Annotated in this window: 16 protein-coding genes; all 16 read left to right on the top strand. The window is 45.1% G+C overall.

Going from position 1 to position 24,963, the window contains the following annotated elements:
• Positions 1–47: 47 nt before the first annotated feature.
• The 16 genes from ABWH99_RS14875 to ABWH99_RS14800 all read left to right on the top strand — a co-directional run bounded on the left by ABWH99_RS14875 (position 48) and on the right by ABWH99_RS14800 (position 24,813).
• Complete coding sequence (locus tag ABWH99_RS14875) at positions 48–776, top strand: porin (protein WP_375582639.1); 729 nt, start codon at positions 48–50, stop codon at positions 774–776.
• A complete protein-coding gene (locus ABWH99_RS14870) occupies positions 773–1,246 on the top strand; it encodes a hypothetical protein (RefSeq protein WP_375582638.1) in 474 nt (157 codons plus the stop codon). The genes ABWH99_RS14875 and ABWH99_RS14870 overlap by 4 nt, the downstream gene beginning before the upstream one ends.
• 219 nt (positions 1,247–1,465) lie before the next feature.
• On the top strand, positions 1,466–2,053 hold the full coding sequence (locus ABWH99_RS14865) for an RNA polymerase sigma-70 factor (protein WP_375582637.1): 588 nt from the start codon (positions 1,466–1,468) through the stop codon (positions 2,051–2,053).
• Positions 2,054–2,202: 149 nt separating this feature from the next.
• Positions 2,203–3,168, top strand: a complete 966-nt coding sequence (locus ABWH99_RS14860) for a FecR family protein (RefSeq protein ID WP_375582636.1) — start codon at positions 2,203–2,205, stop codon at positions 3,166–3,168.
• A gap of 132 nt (positions 3,169–3,300) precedes the next feature.
• The gene (locus tag ABWH99_RS14855; RefSeq protein ID WP_375582635.1) at positions 3,301–6,588 is read left to right on the top strand and encodes a SusC/RagA family TonB-linked outer membrane protein; all 3,288 of its coding nucleotides are present in this window, start codon (positions 3,301–3,303) and stop codon (positions 6,586–6,588) included.
• Between the two features lie 22 nt (positions 6,589–6,610).
• Positions 6,611–8,302: a RagB/SusD family nutrient uptake outer membrane protein gene (locus tag ABWH99_RS14850; protein ID WP_375582634.1), complete on the top strand. Its 1,692-nt coding sequence runs from the start codon at positions 6,611–6,613 to the stop codon at positions 8,300–8,302.
• A 1,157-nt stretch (positions 8,303–9,459) separates the two neighbouring features.
• Entirely contained in the window at positions 9,460–10,989 is a 1,530-nt protein-coding gene (locus ABWH99_RS14845) for an alkaline phosphatase D family protein (protein WP_375582633.1), read from the top strand.
• Positions 10,990–11,081: 92 nt separating this feature from the next.
• Entirely contained in the window at positions 11,082–11,696 is a 615-nt protein-coding gene (locus ABWH99_RS14840) for an RNA polymerase sigma factor (protein WP_375582632.1), read from the top strand.
• Between the two features lie 197 nt (positions 11,697–11,893).
• Positions 11,894–13,000 (top strand): FecR family protein, encoded by a 1,107-nt coding sequence (locus ABWH99_RS14835; protein WP_375582631.1) that lies wholly within the window; start codon positions 11,894–11,896, stop codon positions 12,998–13,000.
• Between the two features lie 157 nt (positions 13,001–13,157).
• Positions 13,158–14,105 carry a carboxypeptidase-like regulatory domain-containing protein gene (locus ABWH99_RS14830; protein WP_375582630.1) on the top strand — a complete coding sequence of 316 codons (948 nt, stop codon included), beginning with the start codon at positions 13,158–13,160 and terminating at the stop codon, positions 14,103–14,105.
• Positions 14,099–16,492 (top strand): SusC/RagA family TonB-linked outer membrane protein, encoded by a 2,394-nt coding sequence (locus ABWH99_RS14825; RefSeq protein ID WP_375582629.1) that lies wholly within the window; start codon positions 14,099–14,101, stop codon positions 16,490–16,492. The genes ABWH99_RS14830 and ABWH99_RS14825 overlap by 7 nt, the downstream gene beginning before the upstream one ends.
• A gap of 12 nt (positions 16,493–16,504) precedes the next feature.
• Complete coding sequence (locus tag ABWH99_RS14820) at positions 16,505–17,998, top strand: RagB/SusD family nutrient uptake outer membrane protein (protein ID WP_375582628.1); 1,494 nt, start codon at positions 16,505–16,507, stop codon at positions 17,996–17,998.
• Positions 17,999–18,172: 174 nt separating this feature from the next.
• The gene (locus ABWH99_RS14815; protein WP_375582627.1) at positions 18,173–19,615 is read left to right on the top strand and encodes a sulfatase; all 1,443 of its coding nucleotides are present in this window, start codon (positions 18,173–18,175) and stop codon (positions 19,613–19,615) included.
• Positions 19,616–19,874: 259 nt separating this feature from the next.
• The gene (locus ABWH99_RS14810; RefSeq protein ID WP_375582626.1) at positions 19,875–21,251 is read left to right on the top strand and encodes an arylsulfatase; all 1,377 of its coding nucleotides are present in this window, start codon (positions 19,875–19,877) and stop codon (positions 21,249–21,251) included.
• An 84-nt stretch (positions 21,252–21,335) separates the two neighbouring features.
• Positions 21,336–22,778: a sulfatase gene (locus ABWH99_RS14805; protein ID WP_375582625.1), complete on the top strand. Its 1,443-nt coding sequence runs from the start codon at positions 21,336–21,338 to the stop codon at positions 22,776–22,778.
• A complete protein-coding gene (locus ABWH99_RS14800) occupies positions 22,768–24,813 on the top strand; it encodes a sulfatase-like hydrolase/transferase (protein WP_375582624.1) in 2,046 nt (681 codons plus the stop codon). The genes ABWH99_RS14805 and ABWH99_RS14800 overlap by 11 nt, the downstream gene beginning before the upstream one ends.
• The last annotated feature ends 150 nt before the right edge of the window (positions 24,814–24,963 follow it).

The raw sequence follows: 24,963 nt of genomic DNA, 5'->3' as shown, positions 1-24,963 counted from the left end.
AATCCCTTTTCTCATTGAAGCCGTTTACTGGCTGTTTACTCGTTTTTATGGCTTATTTGCCGCTTAGGGCTCAGGATACGCTGCCCGCAGACAGTGTGCAGGCCATGATAGATGCCCCTACACAGTTTACCCAAGTGCCCTATTTTACCTTCGGAAAGGGAGTGGGGCTTACCTCTCCTGATAGCGTTTTTTCGTTAAATATCCGGTTCAGGATGCAAAACCGGGCATTATTTAATTTTTACGACGGTGATCCGACCAAAATAGAGGGAAAGGTACGGCGCCTTCGGCTTCGCTTCGATGGCTTTGTGTACCATCCACGGGTAACCTATGTTATTCAGCTTTCCTTTACTCCCGAGGATATGGACTGGGAGCGCACGCAGTTTCCCAATATTCTGAGAGACGCGATGATTTTCTACAAAGTGAATCCACACCTGACGCTGGGACTCGGACAGACCAAGCTGCCCGGCAATCGGCAGCGGGTGAATAGCTCCGGTGACCTGCAATTTGTAGATCGGAGCATTGTCAACGCGACGCTAAACGTGGACCGGGACTTTGGCATTCAAGCAAAATACAGCCGGCAATTTAGGGGTAATTTTTACTACGTCCTTCTGGGTGCAATCAGTACGGGAAAAGGGAGGAATTTTTTCGAAGAAGTATCCGAATTGTCCTACACAGGAAGGATCGAACTGTTGCCTTTCGGCCGCTTTGAAGCCTTCGGTGATTACTTTGAGGGGGATTTGATGCGTGAAAAAACACCAAATTGTCCATTGGCATGACCCTGAATCAAAATTACAACACGCTACGTACCGGTGGTCAGATCGGCGTTTTGTTGCATCAGCCAACCGACATGAATACCTACATGAGTGATTGGTTATTTAAATACCGGGGTTTTGCTTTTGCCAGCGAATTTTTATACCGAACCTCTGTGAATCCATTGACTTTTAACGAGGAAAATGAGGTACGGTATGTCTACAACGGCTTGGGGCAAAACTTCCAGGCCAGCTATCTTTTACCCAGCAACTTCGAGTTTGCCGGAAGGTATACCCGCCTCAATCCGGGCAGGCAAATACGACTTTATGAACTGGAAGTTCAGCATTTCACGGCAGGATTGACCAGGTACCTTCGCGGTCATCGATTTAAGCTGCAAAGCGATGTAACCTACGAACTCATGGGGGCCTATGGCGAAGGCACCCACCCAGCCCGAAATAATGTTATTTGGCGCTTCCAGGTAGAATTGGGTATTTAATCGTTGGGAAAGCATCCCAGCTTGTGGCCCGGTGCTTCATTGCCTCTCCTCCATTACTTCTTTTTTCTATTGCTTAGAATGGGGGGCGGATGCGGGTGAAATTCTGTTCACTCCGCATCCCCTTTTGCGATTTAGAGAAATAGGTTCCTGACAATTATTTTTAAACGCTACCATTTTTTGATTGGTAAAAAACTTCTAAATTGTTACGATTTGTAACCCATGGACCCATCCAACATAACCGATAAAGCACTTTGCGCGGCCTTATACCGTAACGAATTAAAAGCCTTCGATAAGGTCTACGAACGGTACTGGAAGCGGTTGTATAGGTATGCCTACGCTATTTTTGAAGACCAGGGTGTCTGTGAAGACCTGGTTCAGGAGGTTTTTGTGGACTTGTGGGAGCGGGCAGGTCATAAAAAGATCGAGCATCTGGAGGCTTATTTGTTCCGCGCAGTAAAATATCAGGTGTTCAACGTGATTCGGGATTTGAAAAAGACCACGGATTTGGAAGCCGTTTTTGCCCATCTGCCCGAGCAGCTTATGGCGGATCATTTATTGGAATTTGAAGAGGTAGACCAGATCGTAAAGCAAAGCGTGGGTTCTTTACCGGATAAGTGCAAACAGGCCTTTCAGTTGAGCCGCGAAGCCGATTTGCCCAATTCAGAAATCGCCCGTCAGATGAACATCTCGGTACGGACGGTGGAAGCCCATTTGTACAAAGCATTGAAATCCATAAAAAAAAACCTCGGCCAAATTTATTTATACCTGCCTCCATTTATACTCCACCTAATCAGATTTATATTCTGAAAAATTAATTTTTTAAGCATTAAATTAGGTTTTTTTTCGCGTAAGCCATTGATTCTAATTCGTTTTCGGGGTTCCGTCGTTATTTTTTTTTATAAGGACTAAGTAGTAGCGCCCCAATCGGGTACTGTCTATCAGCTACTCAGTAAAAAATGACTAAACGAACGTTTCTGCAACTATTACAAAAGAAGGAAACCGGGCGCTTATCTGCCCGAGAAAAAGCATTGCTGCATCAGGTATTGGATCAGCTTCAACGGAGGGAGTTGTCCTGGGACTTGGACAGGGAGGAGGAGGCAGAAATTCAGCAACGGATCAAAGGGAAAATTGACCGTCGGATTCAAAGGTCCCGCAAACAAGCCTATTTTTCAGGGCCGGTACGGATGGTAGCCTCGATTGCCCTGCTTATTGGCTTGGGTTTCCTTGTTTTTCGGATGTTGCAGGCACCTACCGAGGTAGTATGGGAGAAGCGAAGCACCAACGAGCGCCAGAAAGCAACGATCACCTTACCCGACGGCAGTATGGCCTATTTGAATACCAACACTACTCTTTGGTTTCCCCGGCAATTCGAATCAGGAAAACGGCTGGTAAAATTGGATGGAGAGGCCTTTTTCGAGGTGGTAGCAAATGAAGCAGCGGTTTTTGAGGTACGGAGCCATGGCGTCCGAACCCAGGTATTGGGTACCCGTTTCAATGTAAAGGCACACCGGGAATCAGCGGTCATAGTAGCCGTCGACCACGGTAGTGTGGCCGTCTGCCAGCAGGGTAGGGAAGAGGAAACCCGGGTAAAACTACATCCAAACCAAATGGCGACGGTTTACCCCGAACACGAAGAGATAGTGGTGGCGCCAGTTGACAAGCAAAATTTTCTCGCCTGGAAGGCCCAGTCCGTGTCCTTCGATCTGGTGACCTTTGATGAGATCATTCCCCGCTTGGCGGCAATTTATAACTATTCGATCGATGTAGAGGGAGAAGGGATGGACCGTTGCCAGATAAAAGCAACGTATCGAAATGGTAATTTATATGCCGTGTTGCACGGGCTAAAAAATCTGGCAGATTTTGATATCAAAAAAACGGGAGAGCGAAAGTTAACCCTTTATTTCAAAGGATGTAATCATTAAACCAACGTATGCCTATGAAAATTAGTTGATCATTGCGAAAGATCTTTTAGAAAAGGATCCGGAACTGCTGCAACAGTCCCGGATCGGATTGGGTGGCAAACCACCGTTGTTTAACAATAAACATTTAAAATTATGAAAAATAATTTACTGAGGCTAATTGTGCTTTATTCCAAACAAACCCTAAAGTATTTTTTGCTTCAATTACTTGTCATGCAGGTAATTATCGCAGCACCTGGATCCAGTCAAAGTATGGAGGATTACCAGGTAAACGTGCAGGCGAAGAATCAGAAACTGGTAACCGTCCTGGCGGAACTGGAGCGGCAGACCGATTTTGTTTTTGCCTACAACCAGGAAGTGTCAAACGACAAAACCCGCATCACGCTTGCGGTAAGCTCCGACTTAAAAACGGTGCTCAAACGCATCACCGAGCAAGTAAATTACGATTTCAAACGGGTTAATGAGCAGATTTATGTAGTAAAGAGTGAGGTTGGACTGGAATCTGCAGCGGCCGCTCGAGTGCGGGTGGATTCGAAAAACTGGCTGGATGTCAAAATATCCGGAACGGTGACTGATCAAAACGGTGATCCCATTCCGGGTGCCACGATCTCTATTCCGGGTACTTCCGTGGGAACTGTTACCGACCTGGACGGAAACTACTCATTAAATGTCCCTGAAGGGGCCGCTGTAGTTTTTTCGTTCATCGGGTACGAATCGAAGCGCATAGAAATTGCCGGTCAAAGTATACTCAATGTGACGCTGACGCCGGATGTTACCTCGCTTGAGGAAATTGTAGTGGTTGGTTACGGAACGCAGGAGAAAAAGGACATCACCGGGTCGGTCGCTTCTGTGAAAAGCGATGACTTTAACAAAGGAATCATGAACTCGCCCGGACAGCTCTTGCAAGGTAAAGTAGCTGGTGTCAATGTCACGTCTTCCAGCGGAGCTCCCGGTAGCGGGCAGCGGATCGTCATCCGGGGCCAGGGAAGCATCCGGCAGGGTACCGGCCCCTTATTTGTAGTTGATGGTTTTCCTTTGGGACTTGCGGGTACGGGCGGTGCAGACAGTCCGTTGAATTTCTTAAATCCTGAAGACATAGAGTCGATCGACGTGTTGAAAGACGCTTCTGCAACTGCCATATACGGGGCTCGCGGTGCCAATGGTGTGGTCATTATCACCACCAAAAAAGGTGCAGCAGGTGTGTCTAAAGTTTCCGTGAATAGTAATTTCGGTGTATCCAACATGGCTAGAGAGATACCCGTTTTTTCTGCAGACGAGTTTCGTCAACAGGTGAATGCCGTGGAAGGGATACTCGAAGATCGGGGTGGCAATACATACTGGCAGGATGAATTGACACGAACAGCCTTTACCAACGACCATAACATGGTGTTTCAGGGAGGGAGTCAGAATTTTAATTACCGGGCATCGCTTGGGTACCTCGACCAGCAGGGTATTGTCCTGAATACCGGGTTCAAACGATACAGTGGAAGGATCGGTGCCACGCAGAAATTGTGGGACGGCCGGCTAAGTATTGATTTTAATCTTGGGTCAAGCATTGAAAAGGGCGAAAATGCACCACAAGGTCGACTGGTTTCCGAGATGCTGGAATTCAATCCTACCTATCCGGCTCGCGACGCGAACGGCAATCCGGTTAGATATCCCGACCTGATGAATCCGCTGTATACCGCCGAATTGTATACCAACTTCAGAGAAACGAGGAGGACGCTTTTGAGTATTTCACCTTCCCTGGAGATAATGGAGGGTCTGGTATACAAGGTGAATTTAGGCTATGACACCCGGTCAAGTGCTTCCGATAATCAAAACATGCCCAACCAAGACCCGTTTGAAGAAGGACGTTTGGAGCAGGGTTTCTCGGACGGTGAAAATACGCTGATCGAAAACTATTTGACATATAATTTTGGCATTGGAACCGATCATGGGTTTACCGTACTGGCCGGACACTCCTATCAGCGGATTTATAACCGGTCTCGATTCTGGAGTGTGGATCTTTTCTCTGACAACGGCATAGAGCCACGTTATAACCCCGGTCTTGGGCAGCGGCTGAACCTCGTGGACAATCCTCCGGGGGGATCGGCTAATATCAACGAACTGCAGTCGTTTTTCGGAAGAGCCAATTACGATTTCCGGGACAAATACATAGTAACGGCAACCATTCGGGCAGATGGTTCTTCCAAGTTCGGAGCCAACAATAAGTACGGTACGTTCCCGTCATTTGCTGCAGGTTGGCGATTGTCTGAGGAAGCATTTTTGCAATCTTCGCCATTCAGCGAGTTGAAACTCCGGGCAGGATGGGGGCAGACGGGTAACCAGGAAATTCCCAATAAGATTACCCAGGCATCGTACACCACGCGGATTTCTAACCGGGACAGCTACCCACTGGGTGGACAGGAACCTCCGTATACAGCCGGAACGGCATTTGTGCGACTGGCCAATCCCGATTTGCAGTGGGAGGTCTCAACGCAGACGAACGTGGGTGTTGACTTTGAGTTGTTCGAGGGTGCGCTCTCCGGAACCGTGGATTATTTCAATAAAGTGTCCAACAATATTTTGCTTGAAGTAAAGCCGCCAGATCCAATACAGCCCGCAACCGATTACTGGACCAATGTGGAAGACATGCGGATCATCAACAAGGGCCTGGAGATTGCATTGAATTACCAACGACGTATTGAGGGTGGTTTTTCTTACAGCATAGGGGGTAATGCGACGTTCATCAATAATGAGGTGCAGGATTCGCCCTTTACCATTGTCACAACTGGAAGTGCGGAGGGTTCGGGACTTACCGGTGCCACGATCAATGGTTTGATCAATGGTCATCCGATCGGCACATTCTACATGCAAAGGTTCATGGGTATCGGCCCGGATGGCTTATCGGTATTTGAAGATTCCGAAGACGGTGGGCGTATGGTCGTAGGGAGTGCTCTGCCGGATATGACGTATAATTTCTTCCTAAATTTCAACTACAAGAATTTTGACCTCGGAATGAATTTCAACGGTGTGTCCGGTAATATGATTTACAACAACACCGCCATGAACAAATTCTACAAGGCAAAATTGGCCAACTCCCTCAACACTACCGACAAAGCGATAGAGTTTCCCGAAGAGAGCCCCATCAATTCCTCCTCCGTTTCCACAAGGTATTTGGAGAATGGAGCCTTCTTTCGCCTGAACAATACCACTTTGGGGTACAACTTCAACACGAATGCTCTCGGAATTTCAAGTTGGGCGAAGGAATTGCGCTTGTCGTTGACCGGACAGAATCTGTTCCTCATTACCGAATACACCGGCTTTGATCCCGAAGTGAATCAGGACCGCTCCGTAGACGGGATTCAATCGGCAGGGATTGACCTGAATGGTTACCCACGAGCCCGGACATTTGTCATGTCGCTCAACGTATCGTTTTAATTAACCAAAAGTGAATCGTACCATGAAAAATACTATAAAACCAATCTTGTTGGCAATCGCGGTTTTGATTGGCAGTTGTACGGACCTGCAAGAACAGATCCTGGATGAATCGTTAAGCGGTGGAGGACAAGAAAGTGATCTTGTGCGGGGGGTGGTAGCACCCGCCTACGGCATGTTGCCGGAGTTCTACCGGCATACACGGTATTTTGCCGTTCAGGAAATATCTACCGATGAGGCGATCCTGCCCTACCGAGGTGGCAGGGATTGGGGTGACAATGGCATTTACCTCGAGTTGCATCAGCACACCTGGGGTCCTGTGCACAGCAATATCCAACAGTGCTGGGACTTTCTGACGGTAATGATCTCCAGAACCGTGACGGCAATCAATGTATTAACACCCATCGCTGATGCAGACACCGAAGCCAGGGTATTTCTGGCGGAAGTAAGAGGTCTGAGGGCATTTTATAACATGATTGTTCTCGACCTTTGGGGCATCGCATTTAAGAAAGATGATCCGGGAGAGCTCTCTGAGATTCTACGCGGAGATGAAGCGGTGGAATACATTCGGACCGAATTTGAAGCAGTAATACCGGAGCTGAGAACAGATGTTGGCCCCGGAAGACTCACCAAGGGCGGAGTATATGGATTATTGGCCCGTTTGCACCTGAATGCTGCGGTATGGCGCGACCCCTACGCTGCCAGTTTTAACTTCACCGAAGCGGATATGAACAAGGTTATTGACTACAGTAACAGGGTTATTAACGATGGTCAATACAGCCTGTCCCCGGAGTTCTTTGCCAATTTTAATAATGACAATCATGACAATCCGGAATTGGTATTTGCGGTGGATCAGCGTCCCGATTTAAACGGGCACAACCGGATGTCCTATTTCTCCATGTCGGACAATTTCTACGGTAATCCATTGTTTCCCAGAGGTAATGGTACCGATGGTCCGGGCATCACCTCGGACTGGTATCGGTCCTGGGTGCAGGCGTATGGCGAAACGGATCCTGCCGAGGCAGATGCAAGATTCTATTGGGAGAGAATGATTATCCCCGCCGATTCTGCGATCGCAGCCGAGGATTTTGAAGTGAATCGAGGCATATATCGTGGATTGCAGTATGGATTGCAAAATACGGGAAGAAGGTTGCCGTTTATTCAAACACCGGATGGCAGGTACAAGATCGGACCCTTACGCGACTGGCGGAGGGCGGAAGAGAATGCTTTTGTGGATTTTATCGAGGACATCAACTTTACTGCGGAAGGCAGCGACTACAACACGGGATTCAGGGTGGAAAAATATCAGTGGAGCAAGTCCTCAGATGACGGCCGGAACAAAGGAGAAGCTGACTTGGTGATTGTCCGTCTCGCCGATTGCTACATGATGCGTGCCGAAGCCAAACTGCGAATGGGCGATACCGGTGGAGCACTTTCGGATGTCAATCTGGTACGGGCTTCAAGAACTGCAAGGCCTGCAGTCACTCCTCCGCCGCTTGCGTCAATGGACCTGGATATCCTCTTCCGGGAGCGAGGCTTTGAGTTTTACTGGGAGCATCAGCGCCGTACGGACATGATCCGTTTCGGAAAATACGAAGATACCTGGACCGAGAAAACGGACAGCGACGTGCAGAAGCGAGTATTCCCGATTCCGCAGTCAGCTATAGACGGAGCTTCTGCTGCTGAAGGATACCTGGTGCAGAACCCAGGCTATTAAAAGAAGTCGGCATTCCCATGAAATGCAGCAAAAACGAAAAGGCAGACGGATTACCGTCTGCCTTTTTTATGCCAGGTACGCCAACCCGCAAGGCTGCTTAATGCAAAATAGTACTGCTTTCGCGAAGAGAAGACAGTACGATGTTACCTGCTTTTCTGGTAGCGGACGGGTACAAAAAAATACCTGAGAACGTATCGTGATCCTACGAACAGTGAACCCAACAGGGCAGACGGATGGGATCCGTCCGATCCCACCGAGAAGGTGTTTCCAGTAGGCCTGATCCAGCCCCATTTTTCACAAATAGTTTTCCTGTCCGGTTTGACCAATAAATGAATACCCAGGGGAGGTGTAATCCGGGCTGAATCGTCGGCAATGCCGATACCGTTTCCTTATTTGTTGTGCAGGCGATGCAGTCATGGCCCATCCTACTTCCAGGAAGGGCTTCAACTTGTTGAAAAACAATAGAAAATCCCTCTGCCGGGTTTGAATAGTGGGAATGTGTCCGTACCCAACAGTGAAAGTGATGACAAGGAAGTACATATTTTCATATCTTTACCCTGACCGAATCATCGCACCGATTTACCTCGGCGTGGAATAAGAAATGTATTGTTTTTGCAGGAATGGTGCCGATTCTTGTGTAAATCATGCAGATGCCCACAAACCAATACCCGGAAACCAAATGGGATAGCCTTACCAATAGGCTATTCGAGCAGGAAGGCAATTGGTTGAGGAAATTTCCAGCTGCAAAAACGGGAGTCTTTGTAGGTAATGGAGACAGGCATTGATACTATTTTTCTATCGGTCAGGAAAATGGTTTGAGGAATTCGGGGCAGGTCTTGTATCCGATGTCCAATCCAGAGGCTGGTCTACGAATGATGTACGGCCGGAGCGCCGATTTTTGGGGGTGAAGGGCGGCTTTCCAAGCAGTAGCGTTTACCTTGGTACTGATATTCCAAAAATTGATTTCGGACAGTAGGATGTAAAACGAAAATCTAATGAATCAGGATCTGTTTGAAAGCTGAGCGCAATCGCAGGTATGGCAATGTGGGATCGTGGGCAGACGAAAAATGCACGAGCCATTGGCGTTCAGATTGGCATTGTGAATGACAGCGGCGTTTTTTCCCGCCGCTAGGTGTCGATCAAAACAGCGTACAATCATGAAAGAAGAACCGAGAAAGAATGTTCAAAATGAGAGGTGTCGAATCCACCTAAACGCAGGTCGAATTTTTACCTGGTTACACCTTATTGTTCTGCCTTTTCAGGGCTATACGCAGGATTTTGGGGAGCCAGGGCATCCGATGAACAAGAATACCGATAACCTTGAGATTTTGAAGTATTGGGGCACAACTTCCGATGCGGACTTGATGCTCTACGAATCCGCGTATCGTATATTATCTGCTGAAAAAAGCAGCTCCTATGCGGACCTGATGAAATGCCGTTCATTCAGCGAACGGATCCAAAAACACGGAAGAAAAATGCTAGCGGGGCCCATGCTTGGTCAAATCGAATCGGACAAAGCCACGGTATGGATCAGAACCCTGAAGCCGGCGAAAGTTGAGGTAGAAGTTCAAACGGAGGGTGGAAAGGTTGTTTTTGGCCCGGTATATTCCTCCGAGGCAACTGATTTGGAGGTAGAGGTAGTCGTTGAAGGCCTTAAACCGTCCTCTACGTATCCTTATCAATTGAAAATTAACGACGAAATCATCTTTGCTACCATCGATCAAAAGATCACAACGCTGCCGGAATCAGGAGCCAACGAAGCGGTCAGAATTGCCTTTGGTTCCTGTTCTCACCGCTGGGGCCTGGGAAATCATCGGCTATTGGAGCAGATCAGGGCTCGGGGAAACCATGCCATGTTATTGTTGGGCGATATTGCCGTGCAGGATCGAAACGATCATTTGGGTTTGCATCGGGCTGATTACCTGCTCAGGGATTTTTTACCTGCCTGGAAACAATTCGCTTCAACCGTCCCCGTTTATGCTTCCTGGGATGATCACGATTATTTTGATAACGATAAAGCCGGAATTCCGGAGGGATATTCCGAAAAAGACCGGGATGGAGTTAGAAAAGTTTTCCAGGAATCCTGGGTGAATCCATCTTATGGTGATAAATCTTTAAATCAAGGAATTTTCACCCGGGATAGGATAGGACCATTTGATATTATCATGACGGACAACCGATTTTTCAGGACCGGAGAAAAGGGGTCCTTTTTGGGAAAAAGCCAGATGGATTGGTTAAAGGAACAGTTATTGGACTGTAAAGGACCCTTTATTATTTTATCCTGCGGCACGATGTGGAGTGATTACGTATCCGGCGGTAAGGATTCCTGGGGAGTAAATGATCCCGAGGGAAGAGAGGAAATTTTTAGGTTTATTGAAGAAAACAACATCGGTGGGGTGCTTTTGATATCCGGTGATCGACACGGTGCCCGGGGATTTACCATTCCCAGAAAATCTGATTTTGGGTTTTATGAGTTTGAGGCGGCTAGCCTGGGAGGAAGAGTTGGCCCACCTGCCAACGATCCCCGTTGGGATACGCAGCTATATGGGATTGATGGAAAATTTGCTTTTGGTGAGTTTACCTACCTACCTTCCGGAGACGAGCCCACTGTTATTTTTCGACTGGTAGGACAAGACGGCAGCCATCTTTTTGAAAAAACCATAAAAAAAAGTGAGCTAATGCCTTGATAGGCATGGGGTAGTTGTATGAAAGTGGTTAACTTCTTTGCTTTTTAAGATAAATTAGAGAAATTCAAAAAACTAAACCCAAATAGCCTGGCATGCAAAAAGAGCCCAAGTTTACTACCCTATCACAGGAAACTAGCGACGAAAGGCTTTGGCTTTTGCTAAAATCCGGAGATAAATACGCTTTTGAGCGATTGTACAGACAGTATGTCAAGTTACTTTTTCAACTGGGCACTTCCATAACGGGGGATGCGGAATTCGTGGAGGATTGCATTCAGGAGCTCTTCATAGACCTTTGGAAGTACAAGGATACTATCAAACCCACAGACAATGTACGGTTATACTTGTTTCGGTCACTTTCCAATAGGATCAATAAAGAGAAGAAAAAGGCCAACAAGGGCTATGAAAAGCGAAAGCAAGCGGCCGCGAACTACCCCAGTCGGCTAGAAAGTGTGGAAGTAAAAATTGTAAATGTACAACGCGAACAGGCACTGCAAAAGAAGTTGGCAAATAGCCTTAAAGAACTTCCCACACGGCAAAGCGAAGTCATTCAGTATTTATTTTTTGAAAACCTTTCTTACGAGGCCACGGCGAAGCTAATGGGGATTAACCTTCGTTCGGTGTATACCTTGGCTTGGAAAGCAATTTCCTCTCTCAAAAAAGCCATTTTAGCTTTACTGATGCCATTGCTTTTTTTTGTCGTTTCTTGAGTAAGGATCGGGTTTGAGGGTATCGGCTAAGCTACGGCCACTAACCTAATATTGGCGACATTAACGGTTGTATGATTGGTATTTGTCCAATCGGCCGGGGTCATTCGGATAAGAAGGTATAAAATTCTAAAAAATTTATTTTTTTGAAAGGATAACTTTTACAGGATCGGAACTTAAATAAGTGAAAGCCTACTCTTATGAGCAAGACCGATTATACAGTTGAAGATTTCATGCTGGACCCGGAGTTCCGAAAATGGGTTCTTGCACCCGATGAGGAAACCAAAGTCTTCTGGGAAACTTTTTTGAAAAAACATCCTGAAAAGTATGCGGAGTTGGAATTGGCTCGGAAGGCCTTGACTAACCTTTCCAGAGAGATAACTGACATAAGCGAATCCCGCATTGAGGACATCTGGTCCAATATCAAAGCCATCGTCGACAACCCAACGGAAAAGCAGCCGGAAAGAAGAATTATTGCTATCAGTTCTGATAGTACCCTCAAACGCTTCGCCGATAAGCAGGATCGGATATCTTATCATGCTAGTCATCAGATATACCGAATAGCAGGCATACTTGTATCCGTATTTGTGCTTGGGATTCTATACAGTTTGACACACCAGCATCCTGAACAAGAACCTGTAGCTGTGCCTTTGATCTTTGAAGAGCATAATGCTCCTCCTGGAGTAAAATCCATCCTTACCCTACAGGATGGATCCAAGGTAGTACTTAATTCCGGCAGTAACCTACGGTATGTCAAGAATTTCGCAGCCGATAAACGCGAATTATTTTTGATGGGAGAGGCTTTTTTTGAGGTTGCCAAAGATAGCTTACGACCCTTTATCGTAAAGACAGGGCCGGTATCTACCAGGGCCTTGGGTACTTCCTTTAATATCACCGCTTATGACAATGAACCACTAGACGTGTCCTTACTTACCGGAAAGGTGAATGTGGTATTGGATTTTGAGAAGCCTCAGGAGATTATGCTAAAGCCAGGGGAAGGACTGAATGTCAGCATAAGTAAGCAATTGCATAACAAGCACCGGGTCGAGGAGGAAAAAGTGCTGGCCTGGACCAGGAAAACCATTCTTTTTGAACAAACGCCCATTGGAGAAGCCATTAGAGTGTTGGAAAACTGGTACGGGGTGAAAATAAAGGTACGCAATCGTCCGGAGAAGGGTGTGCTCCTATCGGGAAAATTTGTAGATCAAACGCTCGAAGGGGTCTTGGAAGGATTAAGTTATTCTGCCCGATTTGAGTTTCAGGTGAATAAGGATCGGGTCACCTTAAAATTTGATGAATCACCTTAAACTTCAAACTGCCTATGTAAAACTTCTTAAAATTAAAAAAAGCCATGGATGGTGGCGCATCCATGGCGGGTAAATTCCAGTCGAAGAGACGGCAATCTCTTTCCTGGTAAAAGTTTGTTTAAACATTTGGCATAGCCCAAACAAACCATTCAAAGATATGAAAAAAACCATACGTAAGCATGTAACGCACATGACCAAGTTATTCTCCATCGCTTTTCTCTTCCAATGCTTGACCATGAGTTTTCTCATGGCAAGGAACGGGAATGCCCAAGTCAAGAACATAGAGGAGGTGATTGTATCGCTTAATCTGGAGGATGTGAAGATCGAGCGTGTTTTTCGGGAACTGGAAAAAAGTACCGGATATAATTTTGTATTCACCAACAAGGAGATACGGGATATCCCCAGTGTTGGCGTTTCATCGGACAACAACTCTCTCTACAATGTTCTGTTGAGCCTGGCAAAACAGACCAACCTCACATTCAAGCAAGTAGATTATAATATTCATGTAAAGCGGTCGAGAAACGTCGCCACCGGAGTCATAGAAATACAGTCAGCAGACATTACCGTGACAGGTACGGTCACCGATGAGAATGGAGAAGCGCTGCCGGGAGTAACAGTGTTCATACCTGGAACATCCTTTGGTACGGTTACGGATGTAGACGGGAAATATTCTTTGTCGGTACCAGAAGGTTCGAGGTTGCTGTTTTCATTTATCGGATATGCATCAAAGGAAATCGAAGTTGGAAATTCCGCCATTCTAGATATCATATTGCAAGCGGATGTCACGGCTCTTGACGAGGTTGTTGTTGTTGGGTATGGAACATTTCGGAAAAGGGACATGACAGGTTCTGTATCAAGTGTGAGTTCAGAGAGCGTTTCAAAAGTTCCTACACCTAATGTAGACCAGGCGCTTCAGGGTATGGCTTCTGGAGTTTTTGTTACATCTGTGAATGGGAGCCCTGGCGCTCAGAGTACTATTCGGGTTCGTGGCGGCAACTCCATAAACGCAGGTAATGAACCATTATGGGTAGTTGATGGATTTATAAGTGACAGGTCCATAGTAACTGCACTGGATCGGCCGATGTACAGTCAATTGAGGTGTTAAAAGATGCCTCAGCAACGGCCATTTATGGTGCCAGGGGTTCTAATGGTGTTATACTGGTTACTACCAAAAGGGGTGAGGAAGGTCAATCTGTAATTGAAGTCTCAACTTCATATGGCATGCAAAGTATAGCAAGGTTTCTACCCATGATGGGAGCACAGGATTATATTACATTTGCCAACCAGGGAGAAGCGTATTTAAATAATGCACTTCCTTTTGATGACAATGATCGGCAAAGAATTGGAGCTGGTACTGATTGGCAAAGGGAAATGTCAAGGACGGCACCTATTTTTCAATCGAAAGTATCATTTTCAGGCGGTACAGAAAAGACAAGGTTTTATTTAAGTGGTAATTATTTTAATCAGGATGGAATTCTTAAAGGGAATAATTATCAAAGGGGAATTTACAGAATAAATCTGGATCATAAAGTTTCAAAGAATCTGGAGGTCGGTACTCAGTTGAATGTTTCCAGTATAAATGATCAGCCTAGTGTTTTTAGTTGGAGTGGGGCCAGCCAGGCACAGCCGACATTACCAATCAGAAATCCTGATGGTAGTTATTCTTATTTGCAAGACATAAATGATAGAAATTTCAACAACCCGGTTGCTCAAATCGAATTCGTTGAAAATAAAATAGGTATCAATCAAATCATTGGGAATACCTACGCTCAGATAAGTTTTTTAAAAAACTTTCGATTTCGTTCCAGTCTTGGTTTTATGCGTTCAGAAATGAGACAAAACCAATTTACTTCATCGCAACTACCCATTCTGATGAGGGGAAATTTGCCTGGGTCAGGTAGTGTTTCAGCCAATTCAAGAAATAATTTTCTCATTGAAAATACATTAAATTATGATCTGGAATTTGCAGGCCAACATCGTTTGGGAGTTTTAGCTGGCATTACCACACAGCAGGAAAAATTACAAGGTAATACATCCTCTTCAATAGCAACTCTTACCGATTTGTTATCTGTCTATGGGATAGATTTATCTTCACCGGAATTTACCAATGTTAGTACAGTTTATGAAGATTTCCGATTATTATCCCTTATTGGAAGAGTAAATTATTCATATGACGGCCGTTATTTACTTACCCTTACTGCCCGTCGTGATGGTTCTTCAAAATTTGGTTCAGCCAACAGACATGCATTCTTTCCTGCACTTGCATTTGGTTGGGTATTGTCTGAAGAATCTTTTATAAAAGAGTTGAATGCTTTCGATTTTCTGAAAATGCGGTTAAGCTATGGGCAAACGGGGAATTCCGATGGAATAGGAGCTTTTCAACGGTATCAGGCCATGAATACTTTGTTTGCTTCTTTAGGCAGAGGGGGTATGGATGTTGGAGTGACAAATGCCATTCTTGCCAATGATCAGCTTAGATGGGAAACTACAGGCCAATACGATTTAGGTCTTGAAATTGGCTTATTCGAGGGCCGTTTGAACATAGAAACAGATTTTTATTATAGTAAGACCAGAGATTTGCTTTTTACCCGAGAAATCTCAAGCCAATCTGGATTCGGTAACAGACTTGAAAATGTCGGTTCTATGGAAAATAAGGGCATTGATATTGGAATTAACTCTAAGATAATTAACAAGAACAACTTTAGCTGGGATTTTAATTTTAATATATCAACCTATCGCAATAAAGTTTTGAGTTTAGGGTCTGATGTTCCTATCACTACATATGCAATACGCTCAGACCCCGTTAGTCAATTAATTGTTGGTAAACCCTTAGGAATTTTCACTGGGTATCAAACCAATGGAATTTATCAAACACAAGAGCAGGTTAATGCCGATGGTTTTGCGAATAATTATAAACCAGGTGAGTTTATATATATAGATCAAAATGGGGATGGTGCCATAAGTATTGATGGTGATTTAACTATCATTGGCGATTCTAATCCAGATTTTTTTGGAGGATTTCAACATGTTTTTCTTTATAAAAATTTCCAGCTATCTGCCTTTTTTCAATATACTTACGGCAATGATGTCTACAATATCCAAAAAGCCTCAATGGTTAGATCTCAGGATGGAAATGCATATTTGCGTTTCACACAGGCCTGGACTCCGGAGAATACAAATACCAATGTTCCTGCGGCACAAGCTCAAAATCCACAATCTCCAAATGACACGAATGTTGAAGATGGGTCTTTTCTCAGATTGAGGACATTAGAACTTGCTTATAATTTACCGGTTAAGATCTTGAAACTTCCTTTAAGCTCATCAAGAATTTACCTGCAGGGTACCAATGTCTTTCAAATGATTTCCAATTCATTTAATGGAGATGATCCTGAAAGCAATTCTTTCGGTACAAATGAGAGGTTAAGAGGCTTCTATAATATAACTTATCCTTACCCCAGAACTTTTGTATTAGGTATTGACCTTAGATTCTAAATCGATAAAGACATGAAAAAAATTAGAATAATATATGCTTTTTCCCTTCTGATTGTGGTTGGATCCTGTGAATCCTTCCTTGATGTGGAACCCAAAAATCTTATTGATCCCGACCGTTTTTACAATACAGAAGCGGATGGTGTCGCTGCATTGGCTGGTGTCTATCAGCATTTAATGAGTCCGGAATGTTTAGGTCGTGATATGGAGAGGTTTTTTAACTTTAACCATGATCTTACGTCTCCTACCAGAATATTGGGTGCAGGAAGAACAGATGTGGCCTTCCGCTGGGACCAAAATAACGAACTGATTCGTGCTCTTTGGCGTACCTTGTATCAGGCCATTAACGATGCCAATGTTTTGATTTACAGAATGACTAATTCACCATTGCCCGAAGGCATCAGAAAAGAAATTATTGCAGAAGGTATATTTCTCAGATCATTAATTTATTATTACATGGTCGTTATGTTTAAGGATGTTCCATTTATAGTAGAGCCTACCATTAATGCAGAAACTTTTTTCAAAAACTCAACGATGGCAAGAACCCCATCCGATGTATTATTAAATTCCTTGATTGATGATTTGACAAAAGTTGAAAATGATTTGCCAGCCAATATGAGACCAGATTACAAGGCAAGGGCGACCCGCTGGGCGTTGAAATCACTTAAGCTTAAAATCTATTCCTGGCAAAAAAATCATGCAGGGGTTATTTCTACTGCTTCCGATATAATTAATAATTCCCCTCACAAACTTCTGGCTAATTATGCTGACATATTCAAACCTGATAATGAATTCAATGATGAAATGATTTTTCAGTTAGATTACGTGAGCAATCAAATATCAACAAACCGGCATACTACCCACACCCCCAGGCCTCAGGATGAAAGGGTGGGAAGTCCTCTGCCATTATGGTTTGATGGTGCCGGTGGATACACTATCTATAAAAGTGTGGTTAGTTCATTTGATCCAAATGATTTAAGGCGCGAGGTCAATATTATGGATGCTTTGGACAATGGAGTAAGACTAAACTTTGCATATATCCGAAAAATGTTACGACCAGAGGATCCAAGAGGCAATGGTGGGCTTAACTTGCATTTAATCAGACTTTCAGACATTTACCTGGAACTGGCTGAAGCTGAAAATGAACTCAATGGACCGACTACGCTTGCACTAAATTCAATAAATGTCATAAGAGAAAGAGCAGGATTATTACCTCATTCAGGCTTAAATAAAGATGAGCTTAGACAGGCCATACGGGATGAAAGGGTTTGGGAATTAATAGGCGAAGGACTTATCAGGAATACTGATTTAAAGAGGTGGGGTATTGTACGTGAAGCTATTGAGCAAAGAAGAATACTGGAAGAAGCAACTCCTGCCACCAGACCGGGGCTTATTGCAACTCTCAATCAAAAATTGAATAACCTTACACCTGGCAAAGAATGGTTACCTATTCCTATCCAGGAAATTATTTTAAACGAAAATCTCACGCAAAACGAAGGCTATTTCTAAATTGATAATTTAAATAAGTTTGCTTCGGTTTTTGACATATTAAATTCAGAAGTAAAGTTATCGGTATACTTTTGGTGATTTTAAAATATAATATTTCTAAGGCATCTTATTATTTAAATAATTTCTAGTAGTATTAATTCTGCTAATCCACCACTTAATGTGAAAGTTTGTTTTATGAATCATGGAAAAAATTACTTATTAATTTCTCAGATATTTCTTTTATCAGCCCTTAGTATTTCTTGTATTTCAAAGGGCTCACAAAGATTGAAAACCCCTAATATCATCGTTATATTGACTGACGACCTCGGCTGGGCAGATACCGGGTATCAGGGTAACAGGTATTTCGAAACTCCAAACATTGATAAGATGGCATCCGAAGGACTTATAATGAACCGGTTTTATCCTTCGGCCGCTAATTGCGCCCCTTCCAGAGCCTGCCTGCTAACAGGTATGTATGGTCCAAGACATGGTGTGTATATTCCACAAGGATATGCCAGAGGGGGTAATGTAGAACACATGCGTTTTAAAGTTCCTGTACAGGGAAAGGATTCTTCCTTTTTCAATTTTCACGTAAGTGTAAACCATGTCGAACCTGGATTTACTTCACTTGCTGAACTCCTCAAACCGGCTGGTTATGTTTCTTCACGCCTTGGAAAATGGCACATTGGAGATGATAATCAGGGTTTTGATGAGAATTCAGCCAATGGCGTACCGGGTTATATTACAAACATTAACGGTACAGAAGATCGTTTTTATGACGACACATCGGTTGCTGAAAAACTAACTGATTCGGCCATTGATTTTATCAAAAGAAACAAGGATAAGCCCTTCTTTTTGTATCTTTCACATTGGGAAGTACATACTCCAATGGCGGCTCAACAAGACCGGATTGAGTATTACCGAGGGAAAGCGGAACGCCTAGGACTTAAAAATGCCAACGATGTATATGCCGCAGAGGTAGAAGTATTGGATGTAAGTCTTGGTCGTATGTTAAGGGCTTTGGGGGACTTTGGTTTGGAGGATAATACTATAGTCATTTTTACTTCAGATAATGGCGGTTTGTCAAGCCAGACAGAAAATGCTCCTTTAAGGGGAGGAAAAGGTTCGTATTATGAAGGAGGTATCCGAGTGCCATTTGTGGTACGATGGCCTGCGTCTATTCCTGCAGGAAAACGTTCAGAAGTTGCGGCTATCGGGGTTGATTTTATGCCTACATTCGCAGAAATTACCGGGGCCAGTTTGCCGGAAACTCAACCGATAGATGGCCATAGTTTATTGGATGTGTGGAAAAACCCTGGAAGCAGTCTTGAACGCCCGATATTTTTTCATTTTCCTTTGTACCTTGGTGGGGATGAAAGGACCGCGGTGTTGCCTAAATTTGGAGGCAGCGAGCCATATTGGCGAGCCGTGCCTTCGAGTATTATTATGAAAGGCCCCTGGAAGCTCATATACTACTATGAGTATGAAAGCTACGAAATTTACAACCTCGAGGAAGATATATCCGAATCGGTAAACCTTGCAGGGTCTTTGCCTGACCTTGAAAACGAATTACTAATGACACTGCGAAAATGGGTGGAAGAGACAGATGCGCCAGTGCCAAAAGTATTAAATAAGTGATTCAAATTTCAACTATATATATTACCGGAAAAATGAACTTAATCGCTCAATTGTCCAAAGTCTTGAATCCCTTGGAAACAATGTGCGTTATTCATTTTATTATCTCGAGAAGAATTATTAGTCTGCTGCCTCAGGCATATAAGTAACTCTGGTATTTGAAATGTAAGACAGTAATGATATGTGTACAGACAAGCGGATCAAAGATTTTTTAGAGATTATTTCTAAAATGAAAATTCTACTTTTATAAAATCAGCAATTTATGCATTTTATCAACAGATCAATCTACATTATCTTATCCATTCTTATTTGCCTTGGTTTTACCGCCTGTGAGGAAAAAAGTCCAACATTGAAGATAAAAAATACGGACAGACCCAATATCATTGTGATCTTACCTGATGACCTGGGCTGGGCCGATGTGGGTTATCATGGCTCTGAAATTAAAACCCCAAACATTGATAAGCTGGCAAAGACGGGGAAAATTTTACAGCAACAATATGTAATGGCCACCTGTACCCCCACCCGCGTCGCTTTGATGACGGGTAAATACCCAAGTCGTTATGGTGTGCTATCTCCTGCCTATGGTGAAGTGATTACCCTAGGACATCCTACCCTGGCCTCAGTTTTAAGTAAAATGGGATATTTTACCGCCATAGTGGGTAAATGGCATATGGGTTCTCCTCCGTATACCCCACTGAAATATGGTTTTCAAACTTCTTATGGCTATTTCGATGGGCAGATTGATCCATATACCCATGAATATAAAACGGCTACAGAGCTTACTGAGGCCCGGTCATGGCATAGAAATGATGAATACCTGAATGAAAGCGGACGGCATGTGACAGACCTTATAACCGACGAAGCCATTCGTGTGATTGAAACTGAGCGGGAGGAGCCTTTCTTTCTCTATATCACCCACCATGTACCCCATTTCCCCTTAGATGAGCCTGAAGAATGGATGCGTATCTACAATGACAGGCCTTTGATGCACCCTTCACGTAAGCTCTTTGCAGCCAGTGTTACCCATCTTGATGAAGGCATAGGCAAAATTGTAGATGCCCTGGAGCGCACTGGAAAACGGGAAAATACAATTATTGTATTTAGTAGCGATAATGGCGGACAATTCAATTGGTACAGCGACACACAATACAAGGGGCGTTATGCAGACAAACCCCATGCCGTGCTGGGCAACAATTATCCCTTAAGAGGATGGAAAGGAGATTTATACGAAGGAGGTGTTCGCGTGCCTGCCTTTTTCAACTGGCCGGGTGTACTCAAACCAGGTACCATCGATCACCCTGTCCATATCGCTGACTGGATGCCTACCCTGGCAAATGTAGCAGGCAAAAAACCACCACTGGCACAAAATCTTGATGGAGAAAATATCTGGCCGATTGTGAAAGGTGATGAGGTAAGAAATGAAGCCCATCCCTTCTACTGGAAAACCCCACATGCCCAGGCGGTGAGGCAACAGGATTGGAAGCTTATTCTGCACCGAAACGGAGACCAAGAACTCTTTAACTTGAAAGATGATTTCAGAGAAACTGAAAACTTATTGGATGAAAGAGTTGATAAAGCTGATGAGTTACTAAAGCTGCTTAGAGAAATGGAGCAGGCAGACAAGCCGAGGAAATATTAATAGGGCACTGTATATGACTAGCAATTTTGATAGGTTGTAAATGCAGGTTTTTGTTTTTGATTTTGCCAAGCTGGTGTAGGAAAAATGAATGGTTTCTTAGGTTTTGTTTGCTTTTTAGTATTGGCTTTCCTGACGCTTTTTTCTTGTGTGGAAAAAAGAAATCCCAATATCGTCCTAATCAACGTCGACGACCTGGGCTGGAAGGACCTGGGGTTCATGGGAAGTACTTATTACGAAACGCCGAATTTGGATAAATTGGCAGGGCAAGGCATGGTTTTTTACGATGCCTACGCGGCTGCTGCCAATTGCGCTCCCAGCCGGGCCTGCATGATGAGTGGTAGAAATACGCCCAGACACGGGGTCTATACCGTCGATAATTCAGCGCGAGGCGATGCCAAAACACGTCAACTCATCCCAACACCCAACCGGAAGTTTTTACCCGACTCAATCTACACCCTGGCGATGATGCTGCGGGATCATGGGTATGTGAACGGAACCTTCGGAAAATGGCACATCAACGAAGATCCGCTGAAACATGGCTTTCATGTAAACGTGGGAGGTAGCCATCGCGGAAATCCAGGTGGCGGAGGGTATGTTAGTCCCTACAAGATTGATTTTATCGAGAATGGGCCGGAAGGGGAATACCTCACCGACCGGTTGACCGATGAGGCAATTCGATTTATAGAAGCAAACAAAGAAACCCCTTTTTTCCTGTATCTGCCTTTTTACTCGGTGCATACGCCCATCATGGGAAAGCAGGAGCTGGTAGAAGCATTTGCCGAAAAGCCCGGAACCGAGGGTCAGGACCGGGCCGATTATGCGGCCATGGTGGCCTCTGTGGATCAGAATGTGGGTAGGTTGATGGCGGTTTTGGATGGCCTTAATCTGGCAGCAAACACCTTGGTGATTTTCACTTCTGATAACGGTGGCATCCGCGATATTTCCTACCAAACTCCCCTGCGGGCAGGAAAGGGCTCCTACTACGAAGGAGGTATTCGTGTGCCCCTGTTGATGCGTTGGCCGGGTACCATTCAGGCGGGAAGTACCACGGATGTTCCGGTGACAAACATGGACTTTTACCCCACAATAAAAACCATCATTGGCGCGGAAGACCGTCCGCATATCCAGCTTGAGGGAAGGAACCTTGCACCCCTTTTTCGTAACCAGGATTTGGAGGAACGAGCTCTTTTTTGGCATTTCCCCATTTATCTACAAGCGTACAATCCCAAAGAAGATGGAGGTAGGGATCCCTTATTCCGAACCCGCCCCGGTTCTGTTATGAGAAAAGGAAAGTGGAAATTACACCATTATTTCGAGCAAAATGAATACGAACTCTACGACCTGGAAAAAGACCCCGGGGAAATACGGAACCTGGCTAAAAGTAAACCGGCAATTCGCGATCAACTGATTCAATTGCTCGAGGACTGGAGAAAGGAGGTACATGCACCTGTACCAAACCAGGCTAATCCCCTTTACGATAGGGAATTTGAAACAAACCTGATAAAATCAATAGTGAATGAAAATTAAACGGATAGTATTTTCTTTCCTGGCACTGAACTTCCTGTGTCAGCCGGACCCTCTATTTGGGTTTAACCAAGCCGAGAAAAAACCCAATATCATTTTTATCCTGACCGATGACCTGGGATACGGTGACCTGGGTGTATTGTTCCAGAATCAACGACAAGTCGCTGGGAAACCACATCACCGTACACCAAATCTGGATGAAATGGCCAGGGAGGGAATGATCCTGACAAGACATTATGTTCCTGCTCCTGTTTGCGCGCCTTCCCGGGCAACGCTGTTGCTGGGATTGCATCAGGGGCATGCCGCTATCAGAAACAACCAGTTTGATAAAGCGCTTCCCCTTAACCATAACCTCGCAAGCGTGTTGAAAGAGGCGGGGTACGCGACGGCTTTGATCGGTAAGTACGGCCTGCAAGGGCAGGAGGGAGACAGCCCGACGAGCTGGGAAGCCTATCCTACGAAGCGAGGATTTGACTATTTTTTCGGATATGTCCGGCACCGGGACGGACATAATCACTATCCGGCACACGACGTAGCAAACCGCGGGCCAATGGAATTGTACGATGGCAACCGGGAGATATCCGCCGCCCTCGCGGGTTGTTATACCACTGATCTATTTACCGCACGGGCCAAAAGATACATTCAGGATCATAAAAAAGGTAACCCGGATCAACCGTTTTTTATGTATTTGGCCTATGATACGCCACATGCTGGTCTGGAGATACCCAGCATGCCCTATCCTTCCGGCGGAGGGACGAACGGAGGCGTGCAGTATCTGGGAGAAAACGGTAAGTATATCAATACCGCCACCGGAGAAATTAATAGTTTTATCCATCCCGAATACCGTCGGGAAGAATGGCCGGAAGTGCAACGCCGCTTTGCCAGCATGGTTCGTCGAATTGACGATGCTATCGGAGACTTGATTCATTTGTTGAAGGACCTGCAAATCGACAACGAGACACTGATTGTATTCACCTCAGACAACGGTCCGCACCACGAGTCGTACGGCTACGGAACGTACGATCCCATTTTTTTTGAGAGCTTCGGAAATTTGGACGGCACCAAACGGGATACCTGGGAGGGGGGGATTCGGGTTCCTGCCCTGGTGCGTTGGCCCGGGAAAATTCCAGCAGGGATGAGAAACGACGCCCCCTCCGGTTTTCACGATTGGTTACCAACCTTTGCGGAGATCAGTGGATTGCGGCCCCCCGCAAATACAGATGGGCGGTCGCTTTGGCCAATCCTTTCGGGAATTTCCGAGGAACATGACGGAAAGGTATACATTGAATATCAGGTAAATAATGAGACAAAAAGCTACCCCGCTTTTCTTGAATCCAAACGGGGAAAGAAGCGGGGAGAAATGCAGGTCCTGTACCTGAATGGGTACAAAGGCATTCGGTACAATATAGGTTCGCATCAAGATGATTTTAGCATTTTTGATACCAAAAGTGACCCGGGAGAAAGTCAGGACCTGGCGGGTACAAACGGGGAGTTTGTAGCGCTTCAACGGGAGATGAAGAAAAGTGTGTTGCGCTGGAGAATGCCCAATAGCTCCGCCGAACGCCCCTACGACAACGAGCCGATACCAGCGATAGAACCCGAACGAGAGCTGGCTAAAGGAATCAAGGTATCCAAATACCAATTAGACGCCCCCTGGGTGCCTTTTGTAAATACGCGTTTGGAACCCGCAATGGAAACCCTGGTAGTACCTGCTATGCAAGCCCTTCCAGCCGAATCATCTTTCAATACCTTGGTTTACGAGGGTTTTATCGAGGTGGAAAATACGGGTGAATATGAGCTTAGCCTGAGCTGCAGTGCAGAACTGGTCATGCATCTTCACGAGGCACTGCTTGTAGATCAGGGTCATCCAGCGATCGCCAGTGGAAATGGGAAAGCCAGGGTGGTATTGCAGAAAGGCCTTCACCCGATCCGGCTGACCACCCTTTACGCGAATAGCCGTGTAGCTCCACACCTGGAATTAAAATGGACGGGTCCGGAAGTTTCCCATGCTGACTTGGAGGTGTATCATTATAAATAAACCTAGCCAATCATGTCGTTCCCATTGCATAATCAGCGGCGCCCGATTCGGTAGACGGCGGGGCGCCAAATCGGAAGTACCTTTTATAACCGTGATGAGTCCTAGGAAAAGCATGCAATAGCCACCTTTGCATGTCCAGCGGCATCTTTT

This window comes from Cyclobacterium xiamenense (genome assembly GCF_042140265.1).
In the GTDB taxonomy this organism is placed as follows: Bacteria; Bacteroidota; Bacteroidia; order Cytophagales; family Cyclobacteriaceae; genus Cyclobacterium; species Cyclobacterium xiamenense_A.
This window is presented reverse-complemented; position numbering and strand designations above follow the sequence as displayed.